The 24862-nt window shown below is 48.8% G+C and carries 17 protein-coding genes; 15 read left to right on the top strand and 2 right to left on the bottom strand.

The features are described 5' to 3' along the window. Positions 1–30 precede the first annotated feature (30 nt). The 4 genes from GWC95_RS11020 to GWC95_RS11005 all read left to right on the top strand — a co-directional run bounded on the left by GWC95_RS11020 (position 31) and on the right by GWC95_RS11005 (position 5164). Positions 31–2619 carry an FtsK/SpoIIIE family DNA translocase gene (locus GWC95_RS11020; protein WP_161818753.1) on the top strand — a complete coding sequence of 863 codons (2589 nt, stop codon included), beginning with the start codon at positions 31–33 and terminating at the stop codon, positions 2617–2619. 160 nt (positions 2620–2779) lie between these two features. Next, complete coding sequence (locus GWC95_RS11015) at positions 2780–3409, top strand: LolA family protein (RefSeq protein ID WP_161818752.1); 630 nt, start codon at positions 2780–2782, stop codon at positions 3407–3409. Between the two features lie 111 nt (positions 3410–3520). Next, on the top strand, positions 3521–4657 hold the full coding sequence (locus tag GWC95_RS11010; RefSeq protein ID WP_161818751.1) for an alpha/beta hydrolase: 1137 nt from the start codon (positions 3521–3523) through the stop codon (positions 4655–4657). 3 nt (positions 4658–4660) lie between these two features. After that, positions 4661–5164: a DUF6265 family protein gene (locus GWC95_RS11005; RefSeq protein ID WP_161818750.1), complete on the top strand. Its 504-nt coding sequence runs from the start codon at positions 4661–4663 to the stop codon at positions 5162–5164. Here GWC95_RS11005 and GWC95_RS11000 read toward each other — a convergent pair. Continuing rightward, positions 5161–6063: a ribonuclease Z gene (locus GWC95_RS11000; protein ID WP_161818749.1), complete on the bottom strand. Its 903-nt coding sequence runs from the start codon at positions 6061–6063 to the stop codon at positions 5161–5163. The two genes, GWC95_RS11005 and GWC95_RS11000, sit on opposite strands and share 4 nt — an antisense overlap. 294 nt (positions 6064–6357) lie before the next feature. Here GWC95_RS11000 and rpsO point away from each other — a divergent pair, with 294 nt between their 5' ends. The 7 genes from rpsO to GWC95_RS10965 all read left to right on the top strand — a co-directional run bounded on the left by rpsO (position 6358) and on the right by GWC95_RS10965 (position 12932). Beyond that, positions 6358–6630 carry a 30S ribosomal protein S15 gene (rpsO, locus tag GWC95_RS10995; protein ID WP_161818748.1) on the top strand — a complete coding sequence of 91 codons (273 nt, stop codon included), beginning with the start codon at positions 6358–6360 and terminating at the stop codon, positions 6628–6630. Between the two features lie 162 nt (positions 6631–6792). Next, positions 6793–8952 (top strand): polyribonucleotide nucleotidyltransferase, encoded by a 2160-nt coding sequence (pnp, locus tag GWC95_RS10990; protein WP_161818747.1) that lies wholly within the window; start codon positions 6793–6795, stop codon positions 8950–8952. Positions 8953–9037: 85 nt separating this feature from the next. Further along, positions 9038–9847 (top strand): 50S ribosomal protein L11 methyltransferase, encoded by an 810-nt coding sequence (prmA, locus tag GWC95_RS10985; RefSeq protein ID WP_161818746.1) that lies wholly within the window; start codon positions 9038–9040, stop codon positions 9845–9847. Positions 9848–9929: 82 nt separating this feature from the next. After that, the gene (gene plsY, locus GWC95_RS10980; protein ID WP_161818745.1) at positions 9930–10583 is read left to right on the top strand and encodes a glycerol-3-phosphate 1-O-acyltransferase PlsY; all 654 of its coding nucleotides are present in this window, start codon (positions 9930–9932) and stop codon (positions 10581–10583) included. A gap of 126 nt (positions 10584–10709) precedes the next feature. Next, the gene (locus GWC95_RS10975; RefSeq protein ID WP_161818744.1) at positions 10710–11507 is read left to right on the top strand and encodes a M48 family metallopeptidase; all 798 of its coding nucleotides are present in this window, start codon (positions 10710–10712) and stop codon (positions 11505–11507) included. A gap of 238 nt (positions 11508–11745) precedes the next feature. Next, positions 11746–12399: a YdeI/OmpD-associated family protein gene (locus GWC95_RS10970; protein WP_161818743.1), complete on the top strand. Its 654-nt coding sequence runs from the start codon at positions 11746–11748 to the stop codon at positions 12397–12399. Then, entirely contained in the window at positions 12399–12932 is a 534-nt protein-coding gene (locus tag GWC95_RS10965; RefSeq protein WP_161818742.1) for a class IV adenylate cyclase, read from the top strand. The genes GWC95_RS10970 and GWC95_RS10965 overlap by 1 nt, the downstream gene beginning before the upstream one ends. A 32-nt stretch (positions 12933–12964) precedes the next feature. Here GWC95_RS10965 and dnaG read toward each other — a convergent pair whose 3' ends face one another. Next, entirely contained in the window at positions 12965–14899 is a 1935-nt protein-coding gene (dnaG, locus tag GWC95_RS10960) for a DNA primase (RefSeq protein ID WP_161818741.1), read from the bottom strand. A gap of 124 nt (positions 14900–15023) precedes the next feature. Between dnaG and GWC95_RS10955 the strand changes: the two genes are divergently transcribed. The 4 genes from GWC95_RS10955 to GWC95_RS10940 all read left to right on the top strand — a co-directional run bounded on the left by GWC95_RS10955 (position 15024) and on the right by GWC95_RS10940 (position 24837). After that, the gene (locus GWC95_RS10955) at positions 15024–15770 is read left to right on the top strand and encodes a DeoR/GlpR family DNA-binding transcription regulator (protein ID WP_161818740.1); all 747 of its coding nucleotides are present in this window, start codon (positions 15024–15026) and stop codon (positions 15768–15770) included. A gap of 406 nt (positions 15771–16176) precedes the next feature. Continuing rightward, a complete protein-coding gene (locus GWC95_RS10950) occupies positions 16177–19647 on the top strand; it encodes a SusC/RagA family TonB-linked outer membrane protein (protein WP_237722128.1) in 3471 nt (1156 codons plus the stop codon). Positions 19648–19658: 11 nt separating this feature from the next. Next, a complete protein-coding gene (locus tag GWC95_RS10945) occupies positions 19659–21491 on the top strand; it encodes a RagB/SusD family nutrient uptake outer membrane protein (protein ID WP_161818739.1) in 1833 nt (610 codons plus the stop codon). A gap of 229 nt (positions 21492–21720) precedes the next feature. Continuing rightward, positions 21721–24837 (top strand): SusC/RagA family TonB-linked outer membrane protein, encoded by a 3117-nt coding sequence (locus tag GWC95_RS10940; RefSeq protein ID WP_161818738.1) that lies wholly within the window; start codon positions 21721–21723, stop codon positions 24835–24837. Positions 24838–24862: the final 25 nt, after the last annotated feature.

Here is a 24862-nt window from a genome sequence, read left to right as displayed (position 1 = left end):
TGCTGTGTGGCATGGCTTATATTTGTTACCATGGCCAACAGCTTAAAAAAGAAAACGCCGCCACCGCCAAGCCCCGAGAAACTCAATGCAGACAAGGAAGCTGAAGTTACGGTAACGGAAGTTGTGAAGGATGAACGCACCGCCAAAATAGCCGGAGCAGCAAGTTTGTTGCTTACCATTTTTCTATTTATCTCACTCACCTCGTACCTGTTTACCTGGCAGGAAGACCAGGACAAAGTGCACCAGTTCGGTATCCGCATTTTTGCAACGGATGATGTCAAGGTCACCAACCTGCTGGGTGTGCTGGGCGCTTACGTGGCGCATGGCATGATCTACAAGGGTTTTGGCCTCGCTTCGTTTTTATTCTGCTCCACTTTTTTTGTGCTGGGGGTGAACCTTCTTTTCGGGAAAAAAATATTCAGCCTTTTACGCAACCTCAAATATGTTCTCGTAGGACTACTCGTGCTCAGCATGGCCTGCGCCTTTGTTGCCCGTGGAAGTGAATTCTCCTGGGGCGGTGCGGTTGGCGAACTGCTTACAGAATGGTCCATCAAATGGATCGGTAATGTAGGAACGGGAGCGGTGCTGCTGCTGGCCGTGTTCAGCTATTTCATCTGGCGTTTCAACCCGGTGTTCAAAGTGCCAGACTGGAAATTCAGCAGCGGTAAAAAAGCGGAAAACAAGGTAATGCCGCTTACAGAAGACGATGAACAGCCTGTTTTCAAACAATGGAACGGCGAAGAAGAGGAAGAAGAAGCCGCGCCTGCGGGAATGGTTGAAGAAGACCCCGAAGAGCCGGTAAGCAATAACAAAATGAAGAACGATGGCAAAGGCGTTGTTGTGATCATGCCACAGGCAGGCGCCGCAAATCCTATGACCGAGTTCGACATGATAGAAAAAGAAGAAGAAGAAGAGGTTGAGGAAGAAGAACCGGAGGAGGAGGAAGATGCAGAAACAGGAGAAGAGATTCCTGAACCGGTGCACCATGTAACAACGATCCCGCCGGCACCAAGGGCGGCGGCGCCGAATCTCGAGCTTGAGATCAAAGAAACGCCCGAAGAAGAGGAAGAGGAGGAAGAGATCCCTGTGAAAGCGGCCCCGGGCAAGATCGGGTCTAAATACGATGTTACGCTTGATCTGAAGGATTACAAATATCCATCCATCGATCTGCTTGAAACCCATGGCAGCGAAAAGATCGTTCATGATCCCACAGAGCTGGAAACAAACAAGAACCAGATCATCGCCACCCTGAAAAATTACGACATCGCCATCCAGCGCATCGCGGCCACGGTTGGGCCAACGGTAACCCTGTACGAGATCGTGCCGGCGCCGGGTGTGCGCATCAGCCGCATCAAGAACCTGGAAGATGATATCGCATTGAGCCTTGCCGCACTTGGCATACGCATCATCGCGCCGATACCGGGTAAGGGAACGATCGGTATTGAAGTGCCGAATGTGCGCAAGTCGGTAGTAAGCATGAAAACACTGCTCGCTTCCGAAAAGTTCCAGTCGAGCGCCTTCTCCTTACCGATCGCCATCGGCAAAAAAATCGACAACGAAAACTTTATCGTTGACCTCGCCAGCATGCCGCACCTGTTGATGGCGGGTGCAACCGGGCAGGGTAAATCGGTTGGCCTGAATGCGATCCTTGTTTCGCTGCTGTATAAAAAACATCCTTCGCAATTAAAGTTCGTATTGGTAGATCCGAAGAAAGTGGAGTTGAGCCTGTACCGTGTGATCGAAAAACATTTCCTGGCCAAATTGCCGGGTGAAGAAGAATCGATCATTACCGATACCAAAAAAGTGGTACACACGCTCAATGCGCTTTGTATAGAAATGGACAACCGCTACGATCTCCTGAAAGAAGCAGGCTGCCGAAACATCCGCGAATACAACGAGAAATTTACGGCGCGCAAACTGAACCCCGAAAAAGGGCACCAATACCTGCCATTCATTGTGTTGGTGGTGGATGAGTTTGCCGACCTGATCATGACCGCCGGTAAAGAAGTTGAAATGCCTATTGCACGCCTTGCTCAGCTTGCGCGCGCCATCGGTATCCACCTGATCATCGCAACGCAGCGCCCTTCGGTAAACATCATTACCGGTACGATCAAAGCGAATTTCCCTGCGCGTATCGCATTTAAGGTATCGAGTAAGATCGACAGCCGCACCATTCTCGATGCGGGCGGCGCAGAGCAGCTGATCGGGAAAGGGGATATGCTGGTGAGTTACAACGGAGAGATCACCCGCCTGCAATGCGCATTCGTGGATACCCCCGAAGTGGAAGGCGTATGCGAATTCATCGGCGACCAACGCGGTTACCCGCAGGCATTTCTTTTGCCCGAATACGTGGATGAAAAAGACATGGAAGGAAAAGATTTTGACGCCAGCGATCGCGACCCGTTGTTTGAAGACGCGGCAAAACTCATTGTCTCAAGCCAGATGGGCTCTACATCCCTTATACAGCGCCGCATGAAACTCGGCTACAACCGCGCCGGCCGGCTGATGGACCAACTGGAAGCAGCTGGCGTAGTGGGCCCCAACCAGGGAAGCAAGGCCCGCGAGGTACTGTTCAAATCGGAAATGGAACTACAGGAGTTCCTGGATTCGATGGTTTAGAAATGGATGAACTAAGAAAGTTATTTAACAATCTTTTTCCTTCCTGCAATATTTTAACAATCCTGTTCCATTTTTTCCAGGCCTTTGGACTTTTAAATTTTAAACCTGGACCATCGGCTTCCGTCAAACACTTATATTTGCCCACCCAATTGAAATACTGATGAAAAAATTATCTGCAGGTGTTGTAGCTCTTTTGTTATTCGCGGGAATGGCCGCCGCACAAAACGATCCGGCTGCAAAAAAAGTACTGGACGCTGTAGGCGCCAAAGTGAAAACGGCGAAAGGCATTACGGCCAATTGTTCGCTCAGCTCCGTTACCAGCAAAGGGAAATCGAACGGCACACAGAATGCGACCATCCAGATGAAAGGCGAGAAATATGTGATCAAACAAGGCAAAACAGAGATCATCTGCGACGGTGTGAACGTGTACCGTTACGATGGCGAAAAAACCATTACCAAAACCTCGGTTGAAGAGAGCAGCCAGACCCTGAGCCCGCAAAAATTACTCGCGGGGGCCTACGACAAAGATTTTACCTACAAACTTCTTCCAACACCCGGCGCATTTTCCGAAATAGAGATGAAGCCGATCGACAGCAGGAAGAACTTCCAGAAAGTGAACCTGTTCATCGATAAGGCAAAAAGCGCTTTCTCAAGGGCAAAGATCCTGGACAAAAGCAACAATATTACCGAAGTAAAGATCTCGAACCTCAATCTCAATGCAACATTGCCTGATGCGGCATTTGTGTTCAACAAGGCAAAGTATCCGAAAGATGTTGAGATACTGGATTAAGAAGTAAGGGAAACAAAAGGATAGAAGACAAGGCAACCGGGTATTGTTAAAAGCATGGTCCGGTTCCCTTGTCTTTTTGTTTTGTCTGCCTTCCTTTCGTAAATTGTTCACATGGAAAAAATAGTTTTCGTTTGGTGCATGGTGTTGTCGCTGCAGGCGGGCGCGCAGTTCACCGTCCGGCTGGTTGTTACGGATGTGGCAACGAAGAAGAACGATGATATCTACATCACCGGCAATTTCAACAACTGGAACCCCAGGGATGAGAACTACAAACTGAAACCCTTCGGCGGAAGCCGCAAAAGCATCGTGCTGAGAGATTTTGCAGCCGGTACGTATGCCTTTAAATTCTCGCGCGGCGCACAGGACAAACTCGAAACCACCGCAGATGGCAGAGACATTCCCGACCGTGTTCTGGAAGTGAACGAAGACGTATCAAAAGAATTTACCGTGGCGGGATGGAAAGACGATTATCCCGAAGTACCCAAAAAATACACGGCAAGTCCGCAGGTGCGCATCGTAGATACCGCCTTCAACATGCCGCAACTGGGCAGGAAGCGCAGGGTCTGGATCTACCTTCCGAAAGGATATGCCAATTCCTCAAAACTGTACCCGGTATTGTATATGCAAGACGGGCAAAACCTGTTCAACGAACAAACGGCGCCCTACGGCGAATGGGGAGTAGATGAGGCGCTGGATACACTGCAGCAGAAAACGGGAAAGGAATGTATTGTGATAGGGATAGACAATGGCGGAGACAAACGGACAACCGAATACAATCCCTACGACGATGCAAAAAACGGGAAGGGCGAGGGCAAACAATACCTTGAGTTCATCGTAAGAACGCTGAAGCCCTTCATCGATTCAAAATACCGGACAAAGAAGGGGCCGGAAAATACATTTATTGCGGGGAGCAGCCTTGGCGGCCTCATCAGCTTTTACGCGATGATCAAATACCCGGAAGTATTTGGTGCAGGAGGAATTTTCTCTGCATCGTTCTGGGTAACGCCTGAAATTTTTACCGACGCAGAAAAATTTACCACCACGGCCACGCAGATGCCTCGTTTCTATATGTACGCAGGCAAAATGGAACCGGCCAACATGGTGCCCAACAACGAGAAGATGGCGGAGCTTTTAAAGAAGAACCAGCGTTATTCGATCAGGCTCATTACCGACCCGCTCGGTAAACACCGCGAAGCTACCTGGCGGCAGGAGTTCCCTTCTTTTTATACATGGCTGATGAATTATTAAAAGATGAAAACAGGAATAGGCATTTCAGGGTTGATGATCCTTTTTTCATTCGCGCCGGCGAAGCAGGCATCGTCTTTTCAGCAATTGCAGCAATTGGTGGGCGGAACATGGGTGATGCAGTCAAAAGTATCTGTTACCTGTGAAGAATGGAAGCGAAAGAACAGCAACGGGTTCACCGGCATTTCTTACCGCGTTAAAGGAAAGGATACGATGCAGCTCGAAACCGTTGAGCTTACGCTGAAGGGAGAGGAGGTCAATTACATTGCAACCACGGCCAATCAAAACGATTCAAAACCTGTTGCGTTCAAACTGGTGGAAGTAAAAGGCACACGCTTCACTTTCTCAAACCCGCAACACGATTTTCCGCAGCGCGTGATCTATGAGTTTGTGAACAGCGATTCGTTGCATGCATGGATCGAGGGAACCTATATTTCAGAGGGAACAACGGTGCCGAAGGAGATCAGGCGTGATTTTTATTACGCGAGATCGAAAAAAAACAGGACCTAGATCTTATAAGTAACCCCCTCAATACCCAACTCCGTTTCCGGGAACACTTCACGCGCCTCCTCGAGAAAAGCATCCAGCCTGTCGTATTTGCTGCTGAAATGCCCGATCAGTAATTTCTGAACGCCTGCACGCAGGGCGATGGTAGCGGCCTGTTCGGCGGTTGAGTGAAAACGGGCATCGGCTCTTTCGGTAAGGTCTTTCAGGTAAGTGGCCTCGTGGTACATTACCGTAACGCCTTTTGTTTTTTCGCAGAGCGATTCATCAAATTTTGTATCGGCGCAGAAAGCATAGCTCCTGGCGGGTTTGTTAGCGATGGTTACAGATTCGTTGGCAATGATGCGGCCGTCTTTTGTTTCATAATCTTCTCCGTCTTTCAAACGCTCGTAAAAAGCGGCCGGTATATCGTTGGCTACGGTTTTTTCTTTAACGATCTTTCTTGGTTTCCTTTTCTCCCGTATGATAAAGCCCCAGCAGGGGATCCTGTGCCAGGTCTGGAAACTCTCTACGCTGAATTTCGGCGTATCCACCAGCATCCCTTCGCCCTCCAGCGCATGAAAAGTAAGCGTGAAGGGCAGGGTAATGGCCGCCACTTCCAGCTGCAGGTCGATGATGGCTTTTAACCCGGCCGGGGCATGCAGGTGAAGTTCCTGCTCGCGGCCAAGAAGGCCCATGCTGGTGATCAGTCCGATCAACCCGAAATAATGATCGCCATGCAGGTGCGAAATAAAAATATGGTTGATCTTGCTCCTGCGTATGCGGTACCTGGCTATTTGCATCTGCGTGCCCTCGCCACAATCGATGAGGAACAACTGGTCGTTCAGCGTAACCACCTGCGCCGTCGGGTGCCTGTCGTAAGCCGGGATGGCCGAATTGTTCCCTAAAATTGTAACACCAAACATGCGCTGCGGATTGAATTGCAAGATTAAGCAAAAGCTGCTAGTTTTGGTTACCGGCTTCGGTAGTTGGCCATAACTATTGGTTACCGTCTTTGATTGTTTTGTTCACACACAGAGCCCAACCGCGGTCTTTGGTTGATTTTGGTAAATTGCCCCGCGGAGAACCACCCACGGGCAAAGCCCAAAGCCGCATTAATAGCTGCACAAAAAATTCGATAATTCCGAACATTGTCCTACCTTTGCACCCGATAAAAAAAACATAAGAAACCATTCCGGAGTCTTTTTAAACATTTTGAGATGCCTTATTTAACAACAGAAAAGAAAGCAAGTATTTTTGCTGAATTTGGTGGAAACGCCACCAACACTGGTTCAATCGAAGCGCAGGTTGCCTTGCTGACTGAACGTATTTCACAGATTTCCAAACATTTACAAGCTAACAAGCACGACCATTCCACCCAGCGTGGCCTGATGATGCTGGTTGGTAAACGCAAACGTTTACTCGCCTACATGCAAAAGCACAACCTTACAGGTTACCGTGCTTTGATCGAGAAATTAGGCCTGAGAAAATAATCAAGACGTATGAAAAGTGCTATTCCCAACTGTCGGTTTTAAGCGGTTGGGAATAGTCATTTCTGTTCATACCTGTTTTTGCTTCGCTATTCTTAACAAGGGATCACGGACCTGTTAGTACAAATCCTACCTTTTCCCGTTCCCGTATTACAAAATCAGATTATGTTATCACAACCAATCAGTGTGAGCTTCGATCTGGGTGGAGGCCGCGAGGTTTTCATCGAGACCGGAAAATTAGCCCGCCAGGCAGATGGTGCCGTTACCGTTCGCCAGGGCAACTGTGTTATTTTAGCTACCGTTGTAGCCAATAAAGAACCAAAAGAAGGGCAGGACTTTTTTCCTTTGAGCGTAGACTACCAGGAAAAATTTGCTTCCGCCGGCCGCATACCAGGGTCATTCTTCAAAAGAGAAGCCCGTTTAAACGATTACGAGATCCTCACCAGCCGCCTGATCGACCGCGCACTGCGTCCATTGTTCCCGGAAGATTATCTCTGTGATGTTCAGGTACTTGTAAGCCTTATTTCAAGCGATGATGAAGTTCTTCCGGATTCACTTGCCTGTCTTGCAGCCTCTGCTGCACTGGCAGTTTCGGATATCCCGGTGAAAGAGATCATCAGCGAAGTTCGTGTAGGAAGGATCAATGGTGAATTCATCATCAACCCGACCCGCTCGCAAATGAAAGCATCGGACCTCGAGTTCATCATTGCGGCTACCGAAAAGAACCTGATGATGGTGGAAGGTGAAGCGAAAGAGTGCGGCGAGGCCGACCTCGTTAAAGCGCTTCAGCTCGCACACGATGCCATCCGCATCCACATCAAGGCACAACAGGAACTGAGGGCCAAAAAAGGCATTACAACCGTAAGGGACTATAAAAAACCGCCTTCCGACGACGCGATCATGGAAAAAGTGAACGCTTTCGCAAAAGACAGGGTTTATGAGATCTCAAAGAAGGGTTCTTCGAAGCACGAAAGAAGCGATGCGTACAGCGCGCTGAAAGACGAGCTGATCGCTTCATTGGGCGAAGAGGCAACAGACCTGGAGAAAAAACTCGCTAAGAAATACTACGAGGACCTGAAATGGGAAGTGGTACGGAACATGATGATCGACGATAAGATCCGTCTCGACGGCCGCAAACTCGACGAGGTTCGCCCGCTGGCCATGGAAACAGAACCCTTGCCAACCCCACACGGTTCGGCTTTGTTCACCCGTGGTGAAACTCAATCACTTACAACGGTTACTTTCGGTACTAAATTAGATGAATTGCTGGCGGAAAGTGCAGCAAAATCGGAATACAGCAAGTTTATCCTCCACTACAATTTCCCTCCGTTCTCAACAGGCGAAGTGAAAATGATGCGTGGTGTGGGCAGAAGGGAAGTGGGCCACGGAAACCTCGCGTTGCGCAGCCTCAGGCAGATGATGCCGGATACGAGCACGTATGCTTACACGGTTCGCGTAGTAAGCGATATCCTCGAAAGCAATGGATCCTCTTCTATGGCCACCGTTTGTGCAGGCTCACTGGCATTAATGGATGCCGGCGTTCCTTTCAAAAAGCACGTAAGTGGTGTTGCGATGGGATTGATCACCAGGGCAGACGGTAAATACGCGATCCTGACCGATATCCTTGGTGATGAAGATCACCTGGGTGATATGGACTTCAAAGTAACCGGAACCCGCGATGGGATCTGCGGTGTTCAAATGGACATCAAAGTAGACGGTCTGTCGATGGAAGTGATGATGGAAGCGCTCGAACAGGCAAGAAAAGGACGTTTGCACATCCTGGATGCAATGTATGAGTGTATGCCTGAACACCGTCCGGAAGTAAAACCACATGCGCCACGTATGATCAAGCTGATCATCGACAAGGAATTCATTGGTGCGGTGATCGGGCCGGGTGGTAAAGTGATCCAGGAGATCCAGCGCGAAACAGGTGCAACCATCAACATCGAAGAGGTGGGCAATACCGGAGAGGTGAGCATCTTCTCTGCGTCCAAAGAAAGCCTCGATAAAGCCGTTACATGGGTCAAAGGCATCACCGCAACCCCGGAAGTGGGCGATGTATACGAGGGCCCGGTTAAGGGAATCAAGGAGTTTGGTGCGTTTGTGGAATTTATGCCAGGCAAACAAGGCTTGCTCCACATCAGCGAGATCAGCTGGAAACGCCTCGAGACCATGGATGGCCTCTTCAAAGAAGGCGATATGGTTAAAGTGAAACTCGTAGGTGTTGACCCGAAAACAGGTAAATTCAAATTGAGCCGCAAAGCATTGATGCCAAAACCCGAAGGCGGAAAGCCGCAGGGTGGAGGTGAAAATGCAGAAGGTTAAGATACAGGAAACCCTCACCATCAACGGTGGGGGTTTTTCTTTTTACACGGCTTCCTGAAATAAACCGGGAACAAAAAAACAGGTCATGGGTGATTATAGTGAATTAACGATCGAAGCAACCGAAGCCATCCGCGAGATCCTCATCGCCGAACTGGCCGCTATAGGATACGACGGCTTCGAAGAATCGGATGGCATATTGAAAGCTTACCTGCCCGCTTCTGATTTTAATCAGTCAGAGTTGGATATTTTATTGAATAAGTATGATGTAAAATATTCCAAATCAATTATTAAAAAGCAGAATTGGAACGAGGTCTGGGAGTCGAATTTTGAACCTGTCCGGGTGGACGATTTTGTGGGGATCAGGGCAGGTTTCCATCCCCCGTTTGATAATGTGGCGCATGAAATCATCATAACGCCTAAAATGAGCTTCGGCACCGGCCACCACGCCACTACGTATATGGTAATGAAGCTGATGGAGGAGATCGATTTTCATGGCACGACCGTATTCGACTTCGGTACGGGCACCGGTATCCTGGCCATCCTGGCGGAAAAACTGGGTGCAAAAGCTGCAGTTGCGGTTGATAACGACGACTGGTGCATAGAAAATGCTTCTGAAAATATTTCAATAAACCATTGTAATCGTATTGATATTGAGAAGGTTGATAAGATGAATAGTGATAGAAAGTATGATATTATACTTGCCAACATCAACCGTCACATCATTCTCGATAACCTTGGGGCGCTGAAAGGATCAATTGAGGAAAATGGGCAACTAATTCTTAGCGGTTTATTAAAATCCGACGAGCATGAAATTTTAGAAGCATGTTCAGCGTTAGAGCTTCGCCACAAGAAAACCCTGGAGCGGAACGGCTGGATTGCTTTATGGTTTTTTTAGGGATCGGTACCGGTGTTCAATATGAATAAATCGTTACCTTCGAACCTGTTATATTTGACCCCCAAACTTCAACCATCGACCAATGAACGAATTATTGCTCATTGTATTTGCCTATTTGATCGGATCTATTCCTACAGCAGTGTGGCTCAGTAAAACGATGTTCGGGATCGACATCCGCGACTATGGCAGCGGTAACGCCGGCGCCACCAATACGTTCCGCGTGCTTGGCTCGAAATGGGGAACCATCGTAATGGTGGTGGATATCCTCAAGGGCGTTTTGGCAACCTCTCTTTACATCTTCCTGAATTCTTACCTGCAGAACGAATTGCACAGGACCAACCTGATGATCGGTCTTGGTCTCGCTGCGGTTATAGGACATATTTTCCCCATCTGGGCAAATTTCAAAGGTGGTAAAGGCGTGGCCACGCTACTGGGTATGGCCGTTGCCATCCAGCCGTTGGTGGCCCTGTGCTGCATCGGTGTTTTCCTGCTGGTTCTTTACCTGACGCGGTTTGTGTCGCTCAGCTCCATACTGGCGGGTGTGGCGTTCATGGTCTTTATCCTTTTTATCTTTAATGAAAGGGAAACCCTTTACAGGATCTTCGCGGTAATGGTTGCCTTGATGGTTGTGCTTACCCACCAAAAGAACATCGGCCGCATTCTCAAAGGAACCGAATCAAAAGTTCCCATTCTCAAATACCGCGACCGCCGCAGGCAGCGCCGCAGGGACCAGTAAACCATCTGCTGTTTCTTCTCCCGTTTTTCTATCGGACCCGTTGTTCCGGGTTGTGGACCTTTTTGCAGCGATCTATCCCAAACCCCATGGCGCAAGATTTGCATACCCGGTTACAAACCTTTTCCTATGAAACGAATACTATTTTTGATTACAATCTGTGCTTCCCTCGTTTTTTCGTCCTGCATCAGGAACGCCGTTACAGGACGTAACCAGCTGAGCCTGGTTTCTGAAAGTGACCTCCAGTCGATGGCACTTGTTCAGTATAAAGAATTCCTTACCACGAACAAACCCGCCGGCGGCAGCAACGCCGATATGGTAAAAAGAGTGGGCAACAGGGTAGCAACTGCCCTCCAGCAGTATTATGCGAGCAAGGGGCTTACCAACCCTGCAGCCAATTACAGTTGGGAGTTTAACCTGGTAGAAAACAAAGAAGTAAACGCATGGTGCATGCCGGGTGGTAAGGTGGTTGTATACTCAGGAATTCTTCCCGTAACACAAACCGAAACAGGATTGGCAATTGTTTTAGGCCACGAGATTACACACGCTATTTTCGGTCACGGTAAAGAAAGAATGAGCCAGCAACTGGCTGCCGAAGGATTGGGCGCACTCGGTGGTGCGGCGCTTGGCGGCAACGCAAAAGCGGCCAATATTTTCAACAATGTGTACGGCGTAACTGCACAGTACGGAGCATTGTTACCAAACTCACGTAAACAAGAACTTGAAGCCGACCATTATGGTTTGATCTTCGCCGCCTCAGCGGGGTACAACCCGGCAGAAGCTGTGGATTTCTGGACACGTATGGCAAACCTTAGCCAGGGACAAAAAACACCGGCTTTCTTCAGCGATCACCCAAGCGATGAGGACAGGATCAACCAGATCAGGAAGGTTCTGCCGGAAGCACAACAATATTACAAACCACGGTAAACGATTTACGTTAAGATAAAAGCCCAACCGCTGGTGCAGGTTTACTGCATTCACCGGTTGGGCTTTGTTATTTCGCGCGGTATTTGCGGTTAGCTGCCGTGATCAACGCCTATCAACGCTAAAAATCCAGTGTTTTTGCGCGTTTCCGCAGAAATACCTTTCGATTCTCTTCGAAAACTGGTTACAATTTTTTAACTTTGCACTCCCTAATTTTCGAACTTTAAATTTCCTTTTTGGCATGTCAAACCAAACCGTACTCGAAAAGTTACAGTTAAAGGATGAGAAGAACCTGTTGATCCAGGGCCTGCCTTCGGCGATCGAAAAGCAATTTGCCAAGCTCACCTATGCTAAAAATGTGACACCGCTCCTGAAAAGCAAGAAAGTAGACTTCGCCCTGGTATTTGCACTTAGCCAGAACCAGTTGAACAATGTTTTGAAAGAAGTGTTCCCTGCCTTACACGAAGACACCAAATTATGGGTGGCCTATCCAAAAACAACCAGCAAGATCGTGAGTGATCTCAACCGCGACTGCAGTTGGGACATGCTCACCTGCCAGGAATACGAATGTGTGCGCCAGGTAGCGCTCGACCATGTCTGGAGCGCGATGCGGTTCAAAAAACGCGATCAGATCAACCGTTCGCCAGAGCCGAAAAGCAATGAACTGAACTCCATCGATTTTGAAAAAAGACTGGTGGTTCCGCCGGTAGAACTGGGCAAGTTGTTTACCAAACACAAAGCCGCGCAGGAATTTTTCACTTCGCTTTCCTTCACCAACCAGAAAGAGTACGTGACCTGGATCGAAGGCGCAAAAAAGGAAGAAACGCGCCAGCGCCGCTTAGAAACAGCGCTCGAAAAATTGCTGGCCGGTAAGAAAAACCCGTCTGAAAAATAATGAGCCATATCAATATCGAAATAAAAGCAAAATGCTTTCACCCAGAAAAAGTGGAAGCATTTTTGCTTTCTAAACAGGCCCGTTTCGTTGGGCTCGATCACCAGAAAGACACCTACTTCCATGTGCCGTCCGGCCGCCTCAAACTCAGGCAGGGCAACATCGAACAAACACTCATTTACTACAACCGCCCCGACCAGGAAGGCCCCAAACAATCCGATTTCTACCTCAGCAAAATGAGCGACGGCGCCGCAACCGAAAAACTACTGGAAAAAGCACTGGGTGTGAAAGTTGTGGTAGACAAGTACCGGAAGATCTTTTACATCGACAATGTTAAGTTCCACCTGGATGAAGTTCCCGGCCTTGGATCATTTGTAGAAATAGAAGCAGGGAACCTGGCAGACCCATCGAAAACGATCGATGATTTGAAAGCGCAGTGCGATTTTTACATGAATGCGTTTGAGATTGCCGGTGAAGACCTCATTCACCACAGTTACAGCGATATGATCCTGGCGAAGCAATCGCAGAAAAGTTAAAAGGCCCGGTTAATAAGAGGTAGATCTGTCCGCTACTTGAGGATCACCGTCCCCAATTGCTTTGTCAGTTCCCGTTCCACTTCTTTCAGGTGGCGGTGCACTTCATGCAGTAATTTGAACTCTTCGTAAGAGGCGTTCTCGATATCGCGCTGGTTCTCTTCGATCATCTTTTTCACTTTGCGCAGTTTGTAATAGTTTACGCTGAGCAAAACATCCTGGTGACTGGTGTCGCGGTTTACGATGTTCATGCTTTCCATCACCTCGTCCCATTTCTGGCTGAGCTCAAACGGGTTTACACTGATGTTGACAACGAGGTTGCGGATCGTTTCATCGTCGTGGTAAAGCATTGTTTTGGTAGTGGGCTCGAGTCCGCGTACATACCATGCCTTGTATTCTTCAAACAGTTTTTCATTGCTGGGGTTATCGAAGTGAAACTGTTCCAGTTCCTCAAAAATATAATCGGCCATGCTGCGAGTTTCATCCCAGGGGCGGAGGCCGTATTCCATCAGCACACGCAATATGTTTCGTTCGTGGGCCTCGTCCTGGTGAAAAAGAAGTTGTGTATCGTCCAGCACATCTTCCGGCTGCTGTGCCTGCTCCTGCATGAGCTGGTTGGCCTCATCCTGCGAGATCTTTTTTTCTTCCTTGATGATCTTGTCGCGCTTGTACTTGTTTACAAGATTGGTGAGCCCCGTCTCATCTATCTTCAGCAATGCCGCGCACTGGCGTATGTAATCCTGTTGCTTGGTAAAATCCTCCGCTTTGTTGATCCTGCTTAATGTTTCGGCAACCTGGTTTACAACCGTGCTTTTTTTGTTCACATCGTTCCCTGCTTCCTGCAGCATCACTTCGAGCTGGAAGATGATGAAGTCTTTTTTCGATGCGGCAACAAATTCGTTGAATGCTTTTGCACCCACTTTGTTTACATAGCTGTCGGGATCCTCGTTGTCGGGGATCAATACGAGCCGCACGTTCAGGCTTTCTTCCAGCGCCATATCGAGGCCGCGCAAAGCAGCTTTTACGCCTGCATTGTCGCCATCGTAAATGATGGTCAGGTTGTTCGTGTATTTTTTGATCAGCCGCAGTTGATCCGTTGTTAAGGAGGTACCGCCGCTTGCCACCACATTTTCGATCCCTGCCTGGTGAAGGCTCACCACATCGGTATAACCCTCTACCAATAAACATTCATCTGCTTTGTCGATGGCCGTGCGTGCCTGGTAAGCGCCGTAGAGAATCTTGCTTTTTACATAGATCTCGTTTTCCGGCGTATTGATGTATTTCGGGCCGCGATCACTTTTGCCGATCACGCGCGCGCCAAAACCGATGATCTTTCCCGTGTTGTTGTGAATAGGGAAGATGATGCGGCCGCGGTAATTGTCAACCAGCTCATCCCCGTTGCGCACCGATACCAGGCCGGTTTTGGGAAGCAGCTCTTTGTTGAACTGGTTTGCGATCAGCGCCTTCGTTAACTGGTCGCGCGCATCCGGATTGTACCCGATCTGGAACTTTTCAATGAAGTCGTCCCGGAAGCCGCGTTCTTTCAGGTAGGAGAGCGCGATGGCGCGCCCGTCGTCTGTATTCATCAATGCATTGGTAAAGAAATTCTTTGCAAAATTATTGATGATGTATAAACTGTCTGCCGTTTGAATGATCGCTTTCTGCTCCGGGCTGGTTTCCGTTTCTTCTACCTCGATGTTGTAACGCGCAGCGAGCCAGCGAAGGGCCTCAACATAATTGAACTTCTCGTGCTCCATCAGGAACGTGATGGTATTGCCGCTTTTGCCACAACCAAAACATTTATAGATCTCCTTTACCGGTGAAACGGTAAACGAGGGCGTCTTCTCGTTGTGAAAGGGGCACACACCCAGGTAATTCGTTCCCCGCTTCTTCAGCTTCACAAACTCGCCCACAACATCGATGATGTCGATGCGGTTGGTGATCTGCTGGATGGTGTTTTGGGTGATCATGAGAGATGGCCGGCTCCTGTTTTTTTCAGGCGTACGAAGTTAGCGTATCGGGTTCTATCTGGAACAAAAAAGCTAATAGCCCAAAGCCGGCAGCTAACATCTAAAAATTCCCTACATTTATTCTATGCTTAAGAAAGAACGCCAGGCCTACATCATCCAGCAGATCAATGTGCATAACAAAGTGTTGTCGTCAGACCTCAGCGTGCAGCTCGATGTGTCGGAAGATACGGTTCGGCGCGACCTGCAGGAGCTGGCTGAAGAAGGCAAGCTGATCAAGGTGCATGGCGGCGCATTGTCGCGCTCGTTCCATTTTACGCTCGAGAGCCATTCGATCTATTCACTCCCGGAGAAAAAAAGCATTGCCTACAAGGCCATCCAGCTGATACAGGATGGAATGATGGTACTGCTTTCCGGGGGAACCACGATCCGCCAGCTGGTAAAATCTTTACCGCCCGATCTGAATGCGACCTTTATAACCGTGAGCGTTCCCATAGCGCTGGAGCTGCTGGAGCACCCCACCTGCGAAGTGATCTTTGTGGGCAATAAACTCTCTAAGAATGCGCAGATGTCGGTAGGCGCCGAAGTGATCCAGCGGCTCAGCACCATCAAGGCCGATCTCTGTTTTCTTGGAACCAACAGCATCGATGCCAATTTTGGCATTACCGATCTTGAATGGGAGATCATCGAGGTAAAAAAGGCGATGATCAAATGTGCCACCAAGAACGTATCCCTTGCCATTTCCGAAAAACTCAATACCATCCAGCGTTTACAGGTTTGCCGCCCGGAAGATATAGATATGCTCATAACGGAACTGGAGCCTGATGAACCGATCCTAACGCCGTATAAGGAGAAAGGGATCGTGGTGTTGTAATCACAGGCTTTTCTCTGTCCGTTCGTCAAGCGGCTATCCAAACAGGCTCCTTCCGGTTCAAAATGCCCGGATCAGCCTGCTTTCGTTTTGCTTCCTTTTGTTTCTCATTGTATAATACTGGGCCGTTGGCCGAGGTGTAGTCCCATGTCCCATACCCAAAAAAACTGCGTCTTTCTGCGGGTTTTAAATTATTATTAAATCGGTCAAAACAGGCGTGGAAAAAAATGGTGAAAAATAAATTCGCTAATATGGAAGGGAAATTTTAACATTGCTTTAGAAACTTGTGTCATTTTAGGGTCATTTGTTTTTGCAGCTTTTTGCGTAAAATAAAATGCCTGTTGCTGCAATGTTTTGCGGTTTACCTGGATTGCACACTAAACGCCTATTGAAAACAAAAAAAACTGTTATGAGAAAACATGTTTTCCAGAACACAGCGGTTGTGTTTACAAAAACAACCACAATGAGAAACGCGCTGAAGCTCCTGCTCAGTTGCCTGCTTTTCGCCCTGCTTCTTCCCCCGGCCTTACACGCGCAAGACAAAACCATTACCGGGGTTGTTACTGCGGATGGTGGTGCGTCGGTTGCTGGCGCCACTGTCAAGGTTAAAGGAACCAACAGGGCCACCCAAACCGATGCAGATGGTAAATTCAGCATTGCGGCCAGCCAGGGGCAGACACTCCAGTTTACCTATGTGGGTTTTGCAGACCAGGAGATCGTTGTTGGAAGCAGCAATGTATTGTCCGTTAAAATGGTTTCTTCACAAACTGCCTTACAGGACGTGGTAGTGGTAGGGTATGGAACGCAACGGAGGGGTAACCTTACCGGCGCCGTATCTACCATCGATGCCAAAACATTACAGAACAGGCCCGTTGCCGATGTGGGAAGGGGATTGCAGGGTGCAGCAACCGGCCTCAGCATCACCGTTCCGAGCGGAGAGGTGGGATCTGACCCTATCATCAAGATCAGGGGTCAACTGGGTTCTCTCAACGGGGGCAGTTCTCCTTTGATATTATTGGACAACGTTGAAATACCAAGCATACAGGTAGTGAATCCGAACGACATCGCTTCCATCACCATATTAAAAGACGCCGCTTCGGCTTCCATTTATGGTTCGAAAGGTGCATTTGGTGTGATATTGATCACAACGAAAAAAGGTGCAACGGGCGATAAGCCACAGGTTGGCTACACCAACAACTTTTCATGGCAGAACGTTTGGAAGGACCTCCAGATGGGGGATGTAGATGCACTCAAATATTATATCGACGCGCAGGAAAGGATCGGCGTTACCACACCAGGTGGCGCATTTTACTTAACAGACCGCAAAAGTATGTTGAAGGCCTACGAATGGAAAGCCAAATACGGAAGCACGGTTGGGCCGAATGACCCTACTGTTTACGGAAGGGACTGGTACGTGCAGAACGGCGTGAAAATGGGTGTGAGAACCTATGATCCATACGACCTGATGATCAAAGAATGGGCGCCCACGCAACAACACAATCTTTCAGTAGGCTTTACCCAGGGCAAAACATCGTACAACATTGGCCTTGGCTTGCTGCAGCAGGCGGGTATGACCAAGCCGGCGAAAAAAGACGATTTTTCGCGCTACAATGTATCGCTTCGTATTTCGAGCGAGATCAACAAATACCTCACCATCCGCGCAGGCGGAATGTATTCGAGGAGAAACAAACAGTATCCTTATGTTACCGCAGCGGGAAATGCTGATCCATGGTATTACATGTACAGGTGGAGCTCATTGTATCCGTTTGGCAACGATGAGAACGGCGACCCGATACGCAGCCCATGGAGCGAAATGCAATCCGCCAACACCGGAAGCATTTTGCAGAACTATTCCAACTATAATTTAGGTGCAACCGCAACCCTCGCCAAAAACTGGAAAGTGGATTTCGATTATACTTATTCTTTACAGGATGAATTCTGGACAAGGCCCGGTACAAGGTTTACGGCAAGGGATTCATGGTCTGCTGCAGTGGCAAGAACAGATGCTGCCGGCAACCCGATCTACGTAGATTCTACCGGCGCAGTGGTAAGCAGTACGGCCGTTGGCGCGATGCCTGCTTACGACCTGGCAAAATCAACCTACACCGGCATCGGTTCTTCACCGGATCACTTCGCACGTACGGTAACCAACTTCTTCAGCCATACGATCAATGCATTTACAACGTATACGCTGAACCTGAACGAGGACCATGCATTCAAATTCATAGCGGGTCTGAACCGTGTTGCGGCAACCACCGAAGCACAAACTTCACAGATCACGGCATTGTCTAACATAACCAACCCGCAGTTCGCATTCGGAACAGGCACCCCAACGCTTTCAGGATCTAAATTCTGGGAAGCGCAGCTGGGCTATTTCGGACGCATCAACTACGCATTCAGGAACAAATACCTGGTTGAGGCAAACATCCGTTACGATGGTTCTTCCAAGTTCCCTGAAAGACTGTGGTGGAGATGGTTCCCTTCTGTTTCTGCAGGATGGGTGGTAACCGAAGAAAACTTCATGCAATTCGCAAAACCTGTTGTGAGCTCTCTTAAACTGAGGGGATCATGGGGTTCTATCGGTGACCAGACCATCCCAAGCGGTTTGTACATCTCCAGCCTCGTGGGAAGCCAGTCGACCTGGATCGGCAACGGAGCAAGGTACAACCAGGTGGGAACGCCTTCTATCTTATCGTCTGACATCAGGTGGCAGGACATCGTTACCAAGAACATTGGTGTTGACCTGGCGGTATTGAAAAACAAACTGAATTTCTCATTCGACCTGTACCAGAGAAATACCAATAACATGATCGTTGGCCAGGAAGGCATACCTGTTACCCTCGGGGCAGGCGCGCCGCTCGGCAACTACGGTCAGCTGGAAACAAACGGTTGGGAACTCACCATTGATTTCAACCACACGTTCAAGAACGGCCTCCATATTTTTGCACGCGGTAACATATCAGATTCAAAGAGCTACCTCAATGCAGTTGGTTCGGGAACATCTGTTACCGGCAACTACAACGGCAAACTGGTTGGAGAGATCTGGGGATACCGTACAGACAGGCTCTACCAGATGGATGATTTTGAACTGGATGCTGCAGGCAAACCAATCCTGATCACGCTCACAGCCGCTGAAAGCGCACTCGCTGCCGGAAAGCAGGCCTATAAATTAAAAAGCACGGGTGGTAAAAAACCGGTGTATCAACCCTTCCTGCAAAACAGCTCAACCTTCAGGTTTGGCCCGGGCGACGTTAAGTTCATAGATGTAAACGGCGACGGTGAGATCAGCAACGGCGCAGGAACACTGGCCAACCATGGAGACCTTGAAGTGATCGGTAACTCGAACCCACGTTATGAATATGGTGTTCGTCTGGGAGCCGATTACAAAGGATTCGATGTAAGCGTGTTTCTCCAGGGAGTAGGCAGCCGCAAGATCTGGGGCGAAGGCATGCTCGCCGTACCGGGATACAACGTGGGCGATGGCGCAATGCCACAGGCAATTGCCGGTAACTATTGGACGCCAACCAACACCACGGCCTTCTACCCGGCGGCATACAACAACGGAACCAGCAGCGTGATCAACAATATGCAGGTACAGGATCGTTACCTCCTGAACATGGCTTACCTGCGACTGAAAAACCTCACCGTAGGTTATTCATTGTCGCCATCAGCACTGCGCACATTAAAAGTGGTTAGCTCGGCAAGGTTGTATGTATCATTGGAAAACTTCGTTACATGGGATCATCTCGGCGGACTTCCGATTGATCCTGAAACCATCAGCGGGTATTCAATGTGGAGCACAAACTACAATGCCGGCCGCACAGGCATGGGGGTTCCTGGATTCAAAAGTTTCTCAGTAGGCCTTCAAGTTAACTTTTAAAAACGATCAATATGAAACATCTTAAATATATCTGTAGCTTTTTAGCCTGTGTATTTCTTTTCTCCTGTAAAAAGGATGTGCTCGACAGGCCACCGTTGACCAGCTATGCTGATAACAACTACTGGAGAAACGAAGACGATATCCGCATGTATGCGAATGCGTTTTACACTCAGTATTTTAACGGGTTCAATACCGGTTACGGTACAGACTATGCACCTGTAACGGGATATACATTCAGTGACGACCTGACCGGCAGAAATGCACAGGGTAATTTCGAAAGCAGTGTACCCACTTCCAGGGGAACCACTGCCGAGGGCGCTGCATGGCTGAGCACTTATGCGGGTCCGGACTGGAACTTTTCATGGGTGCGCAAAGCGAATGTATTGCTCGACCGCCTCGACAACGAAGCCAAACCCAACATCACGGACGCAGCATACAAACACTGGACAGCCGTTGCCAAATTCTTCAAGGGATTTGAATACAGCCGCCTGGTGAGTGTGTTTGGCGATGTGCCCTACTTCGACAAAACTGTTGAGAACACCGATATGGCTACGCTGTACAAGGACCGCGACAACAGGGGAGTGGTGATGGACAAAGTATACGATGACTTCAAATATGTACTCGCCAACATCAGGGAGAACGACGGTGTAAATGTGCTGAACCGGTACATCGCAGCGGCATTCATTTCACGTTTCATGTTGTTTGAGGGAACATTTGAATACTACCATGGCCTTGACCAGACCAGGGCAAAAAAATACCTTGAGTTCGCAGTTGAAGCGGCACAGATCGTGATCAACAGCAACAAGTTTACGTTTACCAGCAATTTCAAATCACTGTTCTCATCAGAGAGCCTTGTGGGAAATCCTGAAGTTCTGATGTACAGGATCTATGATGCGGCGCTGACCATTACACACTCCGTAGGTTCATACAGCAACGGAACAGAATCGCAAAGTGCATCGGCGAATCTTGTCCTGATCAAATCGTTTATTGCAAACGATGGCAAGCCATGGCAGAATTCGACGGTGGCAAATGCAACGAGCTTTTCTATAGCAGACCTGGTAAAAACAAGGGATTCGCGTTTTGAAGCCTCATTTATAGACAGGCCGCTTAATACAGCGGGAAGTCTGTTGTACTCTTACAAATTTGCTTCAAGGGATGCGATCAAATTCATCGGCAGCCCATACCCGGCGCAATGGGGAAGCAATACCAATACCAGCGATGCGCCTGTAATGCGTATGGCAGAAGTGGTGTTGAACTGGATCGAAGCAAAAGCAGAACTGGCAGAACATTTTGGTGGGACCGCTGTTGGCCAGTCAGACATCGACAAATCCATCAACGCCATCCGCAAACGCCCGCTGGATGCGGAAGCGATCGCCAAAGGCGTTAAACAAACAAGCCCGTTGCTGCTCGCTGCAATGCCTGTTGATCCTGCAAAAGATGCAGATGTATCCGCATTGCTCTGGGAGATCCGCCGCGAAAGAAGGATGGAGTTCTTCTTTGAACACACAAGGCTGCTTGACCTGAAGAGATGGAAAAAACTCACCAACATGGATCTCAGTACCAACCCGGATTATTTCCTCGGGCCATGGGTAAATGTTCAGGCAGAGATCCCAAGCTACCTTACCGCAGCCAACGTTGGTAAAGTACGCGTGAAGAAAGCAGACGGCACCGTTGTTACCTACAACGGCACCAACGGATCGGATATGGTGGGTTACTGGATGATCGAGAATGTGGCCAACAGGAACGCATTCACCGACCGCTCGTACCTGGCGCCGGTAGGGCAGGCGCAGATAACGCAGTATGCCGACAAAGGATTTAAACTTACCCAGACAAAGGGTTGGTAATAGGATAAGACACGTAATTAACCGGGAGTATCATGCTCCCGGTTAATTGTTTGTTTAGTGATGGATAACAGGCTTATGATGCACCAGCAGCGTATGTCTGATTTTTTTATTTTAAGGAGAAAAATAATTTAAATAAAAATAGCAAACAGCTGCAATGTTTTGCAGAGCCGGTTTGTCTAGTAGAACCAAAGCCCCTGTATAAAACCAAGTATAAAAACCCAAAACTGTTATGAGAAAATTAGCATTGATTTTCCCCGCAGTAGTTCTATTGCTACTGTTTTCACCCCCAACCGGCCTGTTTGCCCAAAACCAGGCTGGTAATGTTTCAGGAACGGTAACGTCTGAAACAAACAACGAGCCGCTCGAAGGCGGTACCGTTGTGAACCAGCGTACCAAAAAAACAGCCATCACTTCAAAGGTCGGTTTCTTCAGCATCCAGGCCGTGAAAGGTGATGTGCTGGAATTTACGTTTGTTGGTTACGACAAAAAACAATTCACCGTTGAGAACACCGCAGCGATTACCATCAAGATGACGCCTTCTACCAGTGGGCTGCAGGATGTGGTGATTACCGCGTATGGCATCAACCGCGCCAAGAAAAGCCTTGGGTATTCTACGCCAACCGTAGCCGGTGAGGACGTATCCAATACCCAGCGCGAAAGCTTTGTGGCGGGTCTTGCCGGACGTGTACCCGGTCTTTCCATCAACTCAACATCAGGCGCACCGGGAGCATCTTCGCAGATCATCCTGAGGGGTGTGGTATCGTTGGGTGGAGACAACCAGGCGCTCATCGTGATCGATGGTTTGCCCATCGATAACTCGATGTTCAACCAGAATGCAATGGTGAACGTGGGAACCAACAGGAACCAGGATTATTCAAACCGTTCCATCGACATAAACCCTGCAGACATCGAAAGCTACACCATTCTCAAAGGGCCGGAAGCAACTGCCTTGTACGGAAACCTCGGTGCAAGCGGTGCGATCGTGATCACCACCAGGAAAGCAAAGTCGGGGCGCGGCGCGGTCAGCTACAACAACTCGTTCCGCTGGGAAACACAAACCAAGTTCCCGGAAGTACAGCAGGTGTACAGCCAGGGTGTATCAAACGGCATCTATGCTGGCAATACACGTAACTTTTTTGGCCCGAGGTATGCAGCCGGATCACCGATCTTTGACAACGTACACAGCTTCTTCAGAACAGGTACCGCCCAGAAGCACAACCTTGTGATGGAAGGCGGCACCCAAGGATTTTCATACAGGTGGTCCAACGAGTTCAGCGATAACATGGGTACCATCCCCGGTACGCGTTTAACGAGGATCTCTTCAAGGATCACAGCCGTTGCGCAGATCTCGCCGATACTTTCGGCAACTTCTACCTTCACTTACATGAACACTTCGAACCTGAAAGCGAACAAAGGCGACCGCGGATACCTGATGGCCCTCCTTACGTTCCCTTCCCGTTACGATGTTAAATACTGGCAGGATGCATCCGGCAACAGGGTGTTGAACACTTCCGATATTTATGGTGAAACAGACAACCCGTTCTGGGATGTTTACAAGAACCTCAACGAAGACAAAACAAACCGCCTGCTCGCCAACACGAGCCTTACGCTGAAACCGGTAAAATGGTTAAGCATCAACGGTATTTTCGGAGCTGATATCTCTACTACAAACGGTATCAGTGTTTACCACGCACAATCGTACAGGGGATCAGGAAGCGCAGGTACGCCAACAGGCGGAACCATCGACCTGTACCAGTCTGTAACAAAAGTATTGAACGGATCGCTCGTTGCCACTGCCACACACAAAGCAGGCGATTACAGCGGTACTTACCTGATCGGCGGAAACTTCAGCGACAACAATTACAACATTACATCGCAACGCGGTCAGAACATGTACGACCCCAATTTCTACAGCATCAACAACACGCTCCCTACCACGCAGAGAAACAAACTCACGGTAAACAGGTTCAGGAACATGGGCGTATTTGGCCAGGCCGTAATGGGTTACAAATCGATCCTCTATCTTACCATGACGGCACGTATGGATGGCGCATCGCGACTGATGCCCAACAATCCTTACTTCTTCTACCCGGCAACCAGTCTGGCATTCAACTTTGCCGACCTGGGCTTCATGAAAAAATACTCATGGATCACATTGGGTAAACTGAGGGCGTCATTGGGTTACACGGGTAAAGAACCAAGGTCGTATTACATCACAAGAACACAACTGGTTCCTACGGGATCAACCGGTGGTGGATTTACCTACGATCTTGCAAACGGTGGAAACGACAAACTGAAACCGGAACGCACACGCAACATCGAAGCAGGTCTCGAAATGAAGTTCCTCAACAACCGTTTGGGATTTGATTTCACCGCGTATAACCTGCACAGCTTCGACCAGATCATCAACCCACGCCTCAGCTATGGTAGCGGTTTTGTGATCAAAACAATGAATGGCGGAGAGGTGATCAACAAGGGTCTTGAGATTCAGCTGACAGGAACACCGATCAAAACAAAAGATTTCAACTGGGATGTGATCGTGAACTACACACAGAACAGGGGAACAGTAGATAAGATCTCTGAAGACCTTCCTGAATTCTACGATTCAGATACATGGTTACAGAATGGCGTGCGCGCATCGGTTTACCCGGGCTCAAGCACCGGCGCCATGGGCGGATGGGTGAATGAAAGAAACAACAAGGGCGACCTGTTGATCTCTTTAACAACAGGCCAGCCGATCCTGAAGAACTCAACGGATTTCTACGATATCGGCGACAGAACGCCAGACTTCCTGATGGGTTTTGTGAACAAATTCACTTACAGGAATTTCAGCCTCTCTTTCCTGATCGACCTGAGAAAAGGCGGTGATGTGTACAATGCAACGGATTACACATTGTATACCACGGGACTGAGCATGAAAACACTCGACAGGGAAGTGCCGCGCGTAGTGAAAGGTGTATTGAAAGATGGACTGGAAAATACAGCCAATCCAACCATCAATTACATTTCGATCATTCCGTACAACTCGTCTTCTTATTATACATCAACCACCAACGGCGTAGCTCCTGAGCAGTTCGTTGAGCACAACATCAATGCATTGCGTTTGAGGGATGTTACATTGTCTTACAACCTTTCAAGAGACGCGCTGAAACGCATCAAATGGATCCAGGACCTGGGTGTGTTTGTAACGGTAACAGATGCGTTCCTGCTGTCGAACTACTCAGGTATCGATCCGGACAGCAATGGTACAACACCGGCAACTGGCGGGTTGGGTGGATATGGAATTGACATCGGCAACATGGGAAGGCCGCTGGGCTTTAACGTGGGAATGAGAGTGAAATTCTAATTTAAAATGATGATTAAAAAAAACA

This window comes from Sediminibacterium roseum, assembly GCF_009939005.1.
Lineage (GTDB): Bacteria > Bacteroidota > Bacteroidia > Chitinophagales > Chitinophagaceae > Sediminibacterium > Sediminibacterium roseum.
Note: the sequence above shows the minus strand (reverse complement) of the source record. Positions and strands in the feature narration are given on the sequence as shown.

What these genes read in the sequence shown, in the direction of transcription:
- GWC95_RS10955 (WP_161818740.1), top strand. Translation starts at nt 15,024, where the DNA reads ATGCTTAAGAAAGAACGCCAGGCCTACATCATCCAGCAGATCAATGTG.
- GWC95_RS10950 (WP_237722128.1), top strand. Translation starts at nt 16,177, where the DNA reads ATGAGAAAACATGTTTTCCAGAACACAGCGGTTGTGTTTACAAAAACA.
- GWC95_RS11000 (WP_161818749.1), bottom strand. Translation starts at nt 6,063, where the DNA reads ATGTTTGGTGTTACAATTTTAGGGAACAATTCGGCCATCCCGGCTTAC.
- pnp (WP_161818747.1), top strand. Translation starts at nt 6,793, where the DNA reads ATGTTATCACAACCAATCAGTGTGAGCTTCGATCTGGGTGGAGGCCGC.
- GWC95_RS10945 (WP_161818739.1), top strand. Translation starts at nt 19,659, where the DNA reads ATGAAACATCTTAAATATATCTGTAGCTTTTTAGCCTGTGTATTTCTT.
- GWC95_RS10965 (WP_161818742.1), top strand. Translation starts at nt 12,399, where the DNA reads ATGAGCCATATCAATATCGAAATAAAAGCAAAATGCTTTCACCCAGAA.
- GWC95_RS11010 (WP_161818751.1), top strand. Translation starts at nt 3,521, where the DNA reads ATGGAAAAAATAGTTTTCGTTTGGTGCATGGTGTTGTCGCTGCAGGCG.
- dnaG (WP_161818741.1), bottom strand. Translation starts at nt 14,899, where the DNA reads ATGATCACCCAAAACACCATCCAGCAGATCACCAACCGCATCGACATC.
- GWC95_RS11005 (WP_161818750.1), top strand. Translation starts at nt 4,661, where the DNA reads ATGAAAACAGGAATAGGCATTTCAGGGTTGATGATCCTTTTTTCATTC.
- plsY (WP_161818745.1), top strand. Translation starts at nt 9,930, where the DNA reads ATGAACGAATTATTGCTCATTGTATTTGCCTATTTGATCGGATCTATT.
- GWC95_RS11015 (WP_161818752.1), top strand. Translation starts at nt 2,780, where the DNA reads ATGAAAAAATTATCTGCAGGTGTTGTAGCTCTTTTGTTATTCGCGGGA.
- GWC95_RS10940 (WP_161818738.1), top strand. Translation starts at nt 21,721, where the DNA reads ATGAGAAAATTAGCATTGATTTTCCCCGCAGTAGTTCTATTGCTACTG.
- GWC95_RS10975 (WP_161818744.1), top strand. Translation starts at nt 10,710, where the DNA reads ATGAAACGAATACTATTTTTGATTACAATCTGTGCTTCCCTCGTTTTT.
- GWC95_RS11020 (WP_161818753.1), top strand. Translation starts at nt 31, where the DNA reads ATGGCCAACAGCTTAAAAAAGAAAACGCCGCCACCGCCAAGCCCCGAG.
- GWC95_RS10970 (WP_161818743.1), top strand. Translation starts at nt 11,746, where the DNA reads ATGTCAAACCAAACCGTACTCGAAAAGTTACAGTTAAAGGATGAGAAG.
- rpsO (WP_161818748.1), top strand. Translation starts at nt 6,358, where the DNA reads ATGCCTTATTTAACAACAGAAAAGAAAGCAAGTATTTTTGCTGAATTT.
- prmA (WP_161818746.1), top strand. Translation starts at nt 9,038, where the DNA reads ATGGGTGATTATAGTGAATTAACGATCGAAGCAACCGAAGCCATCCGC.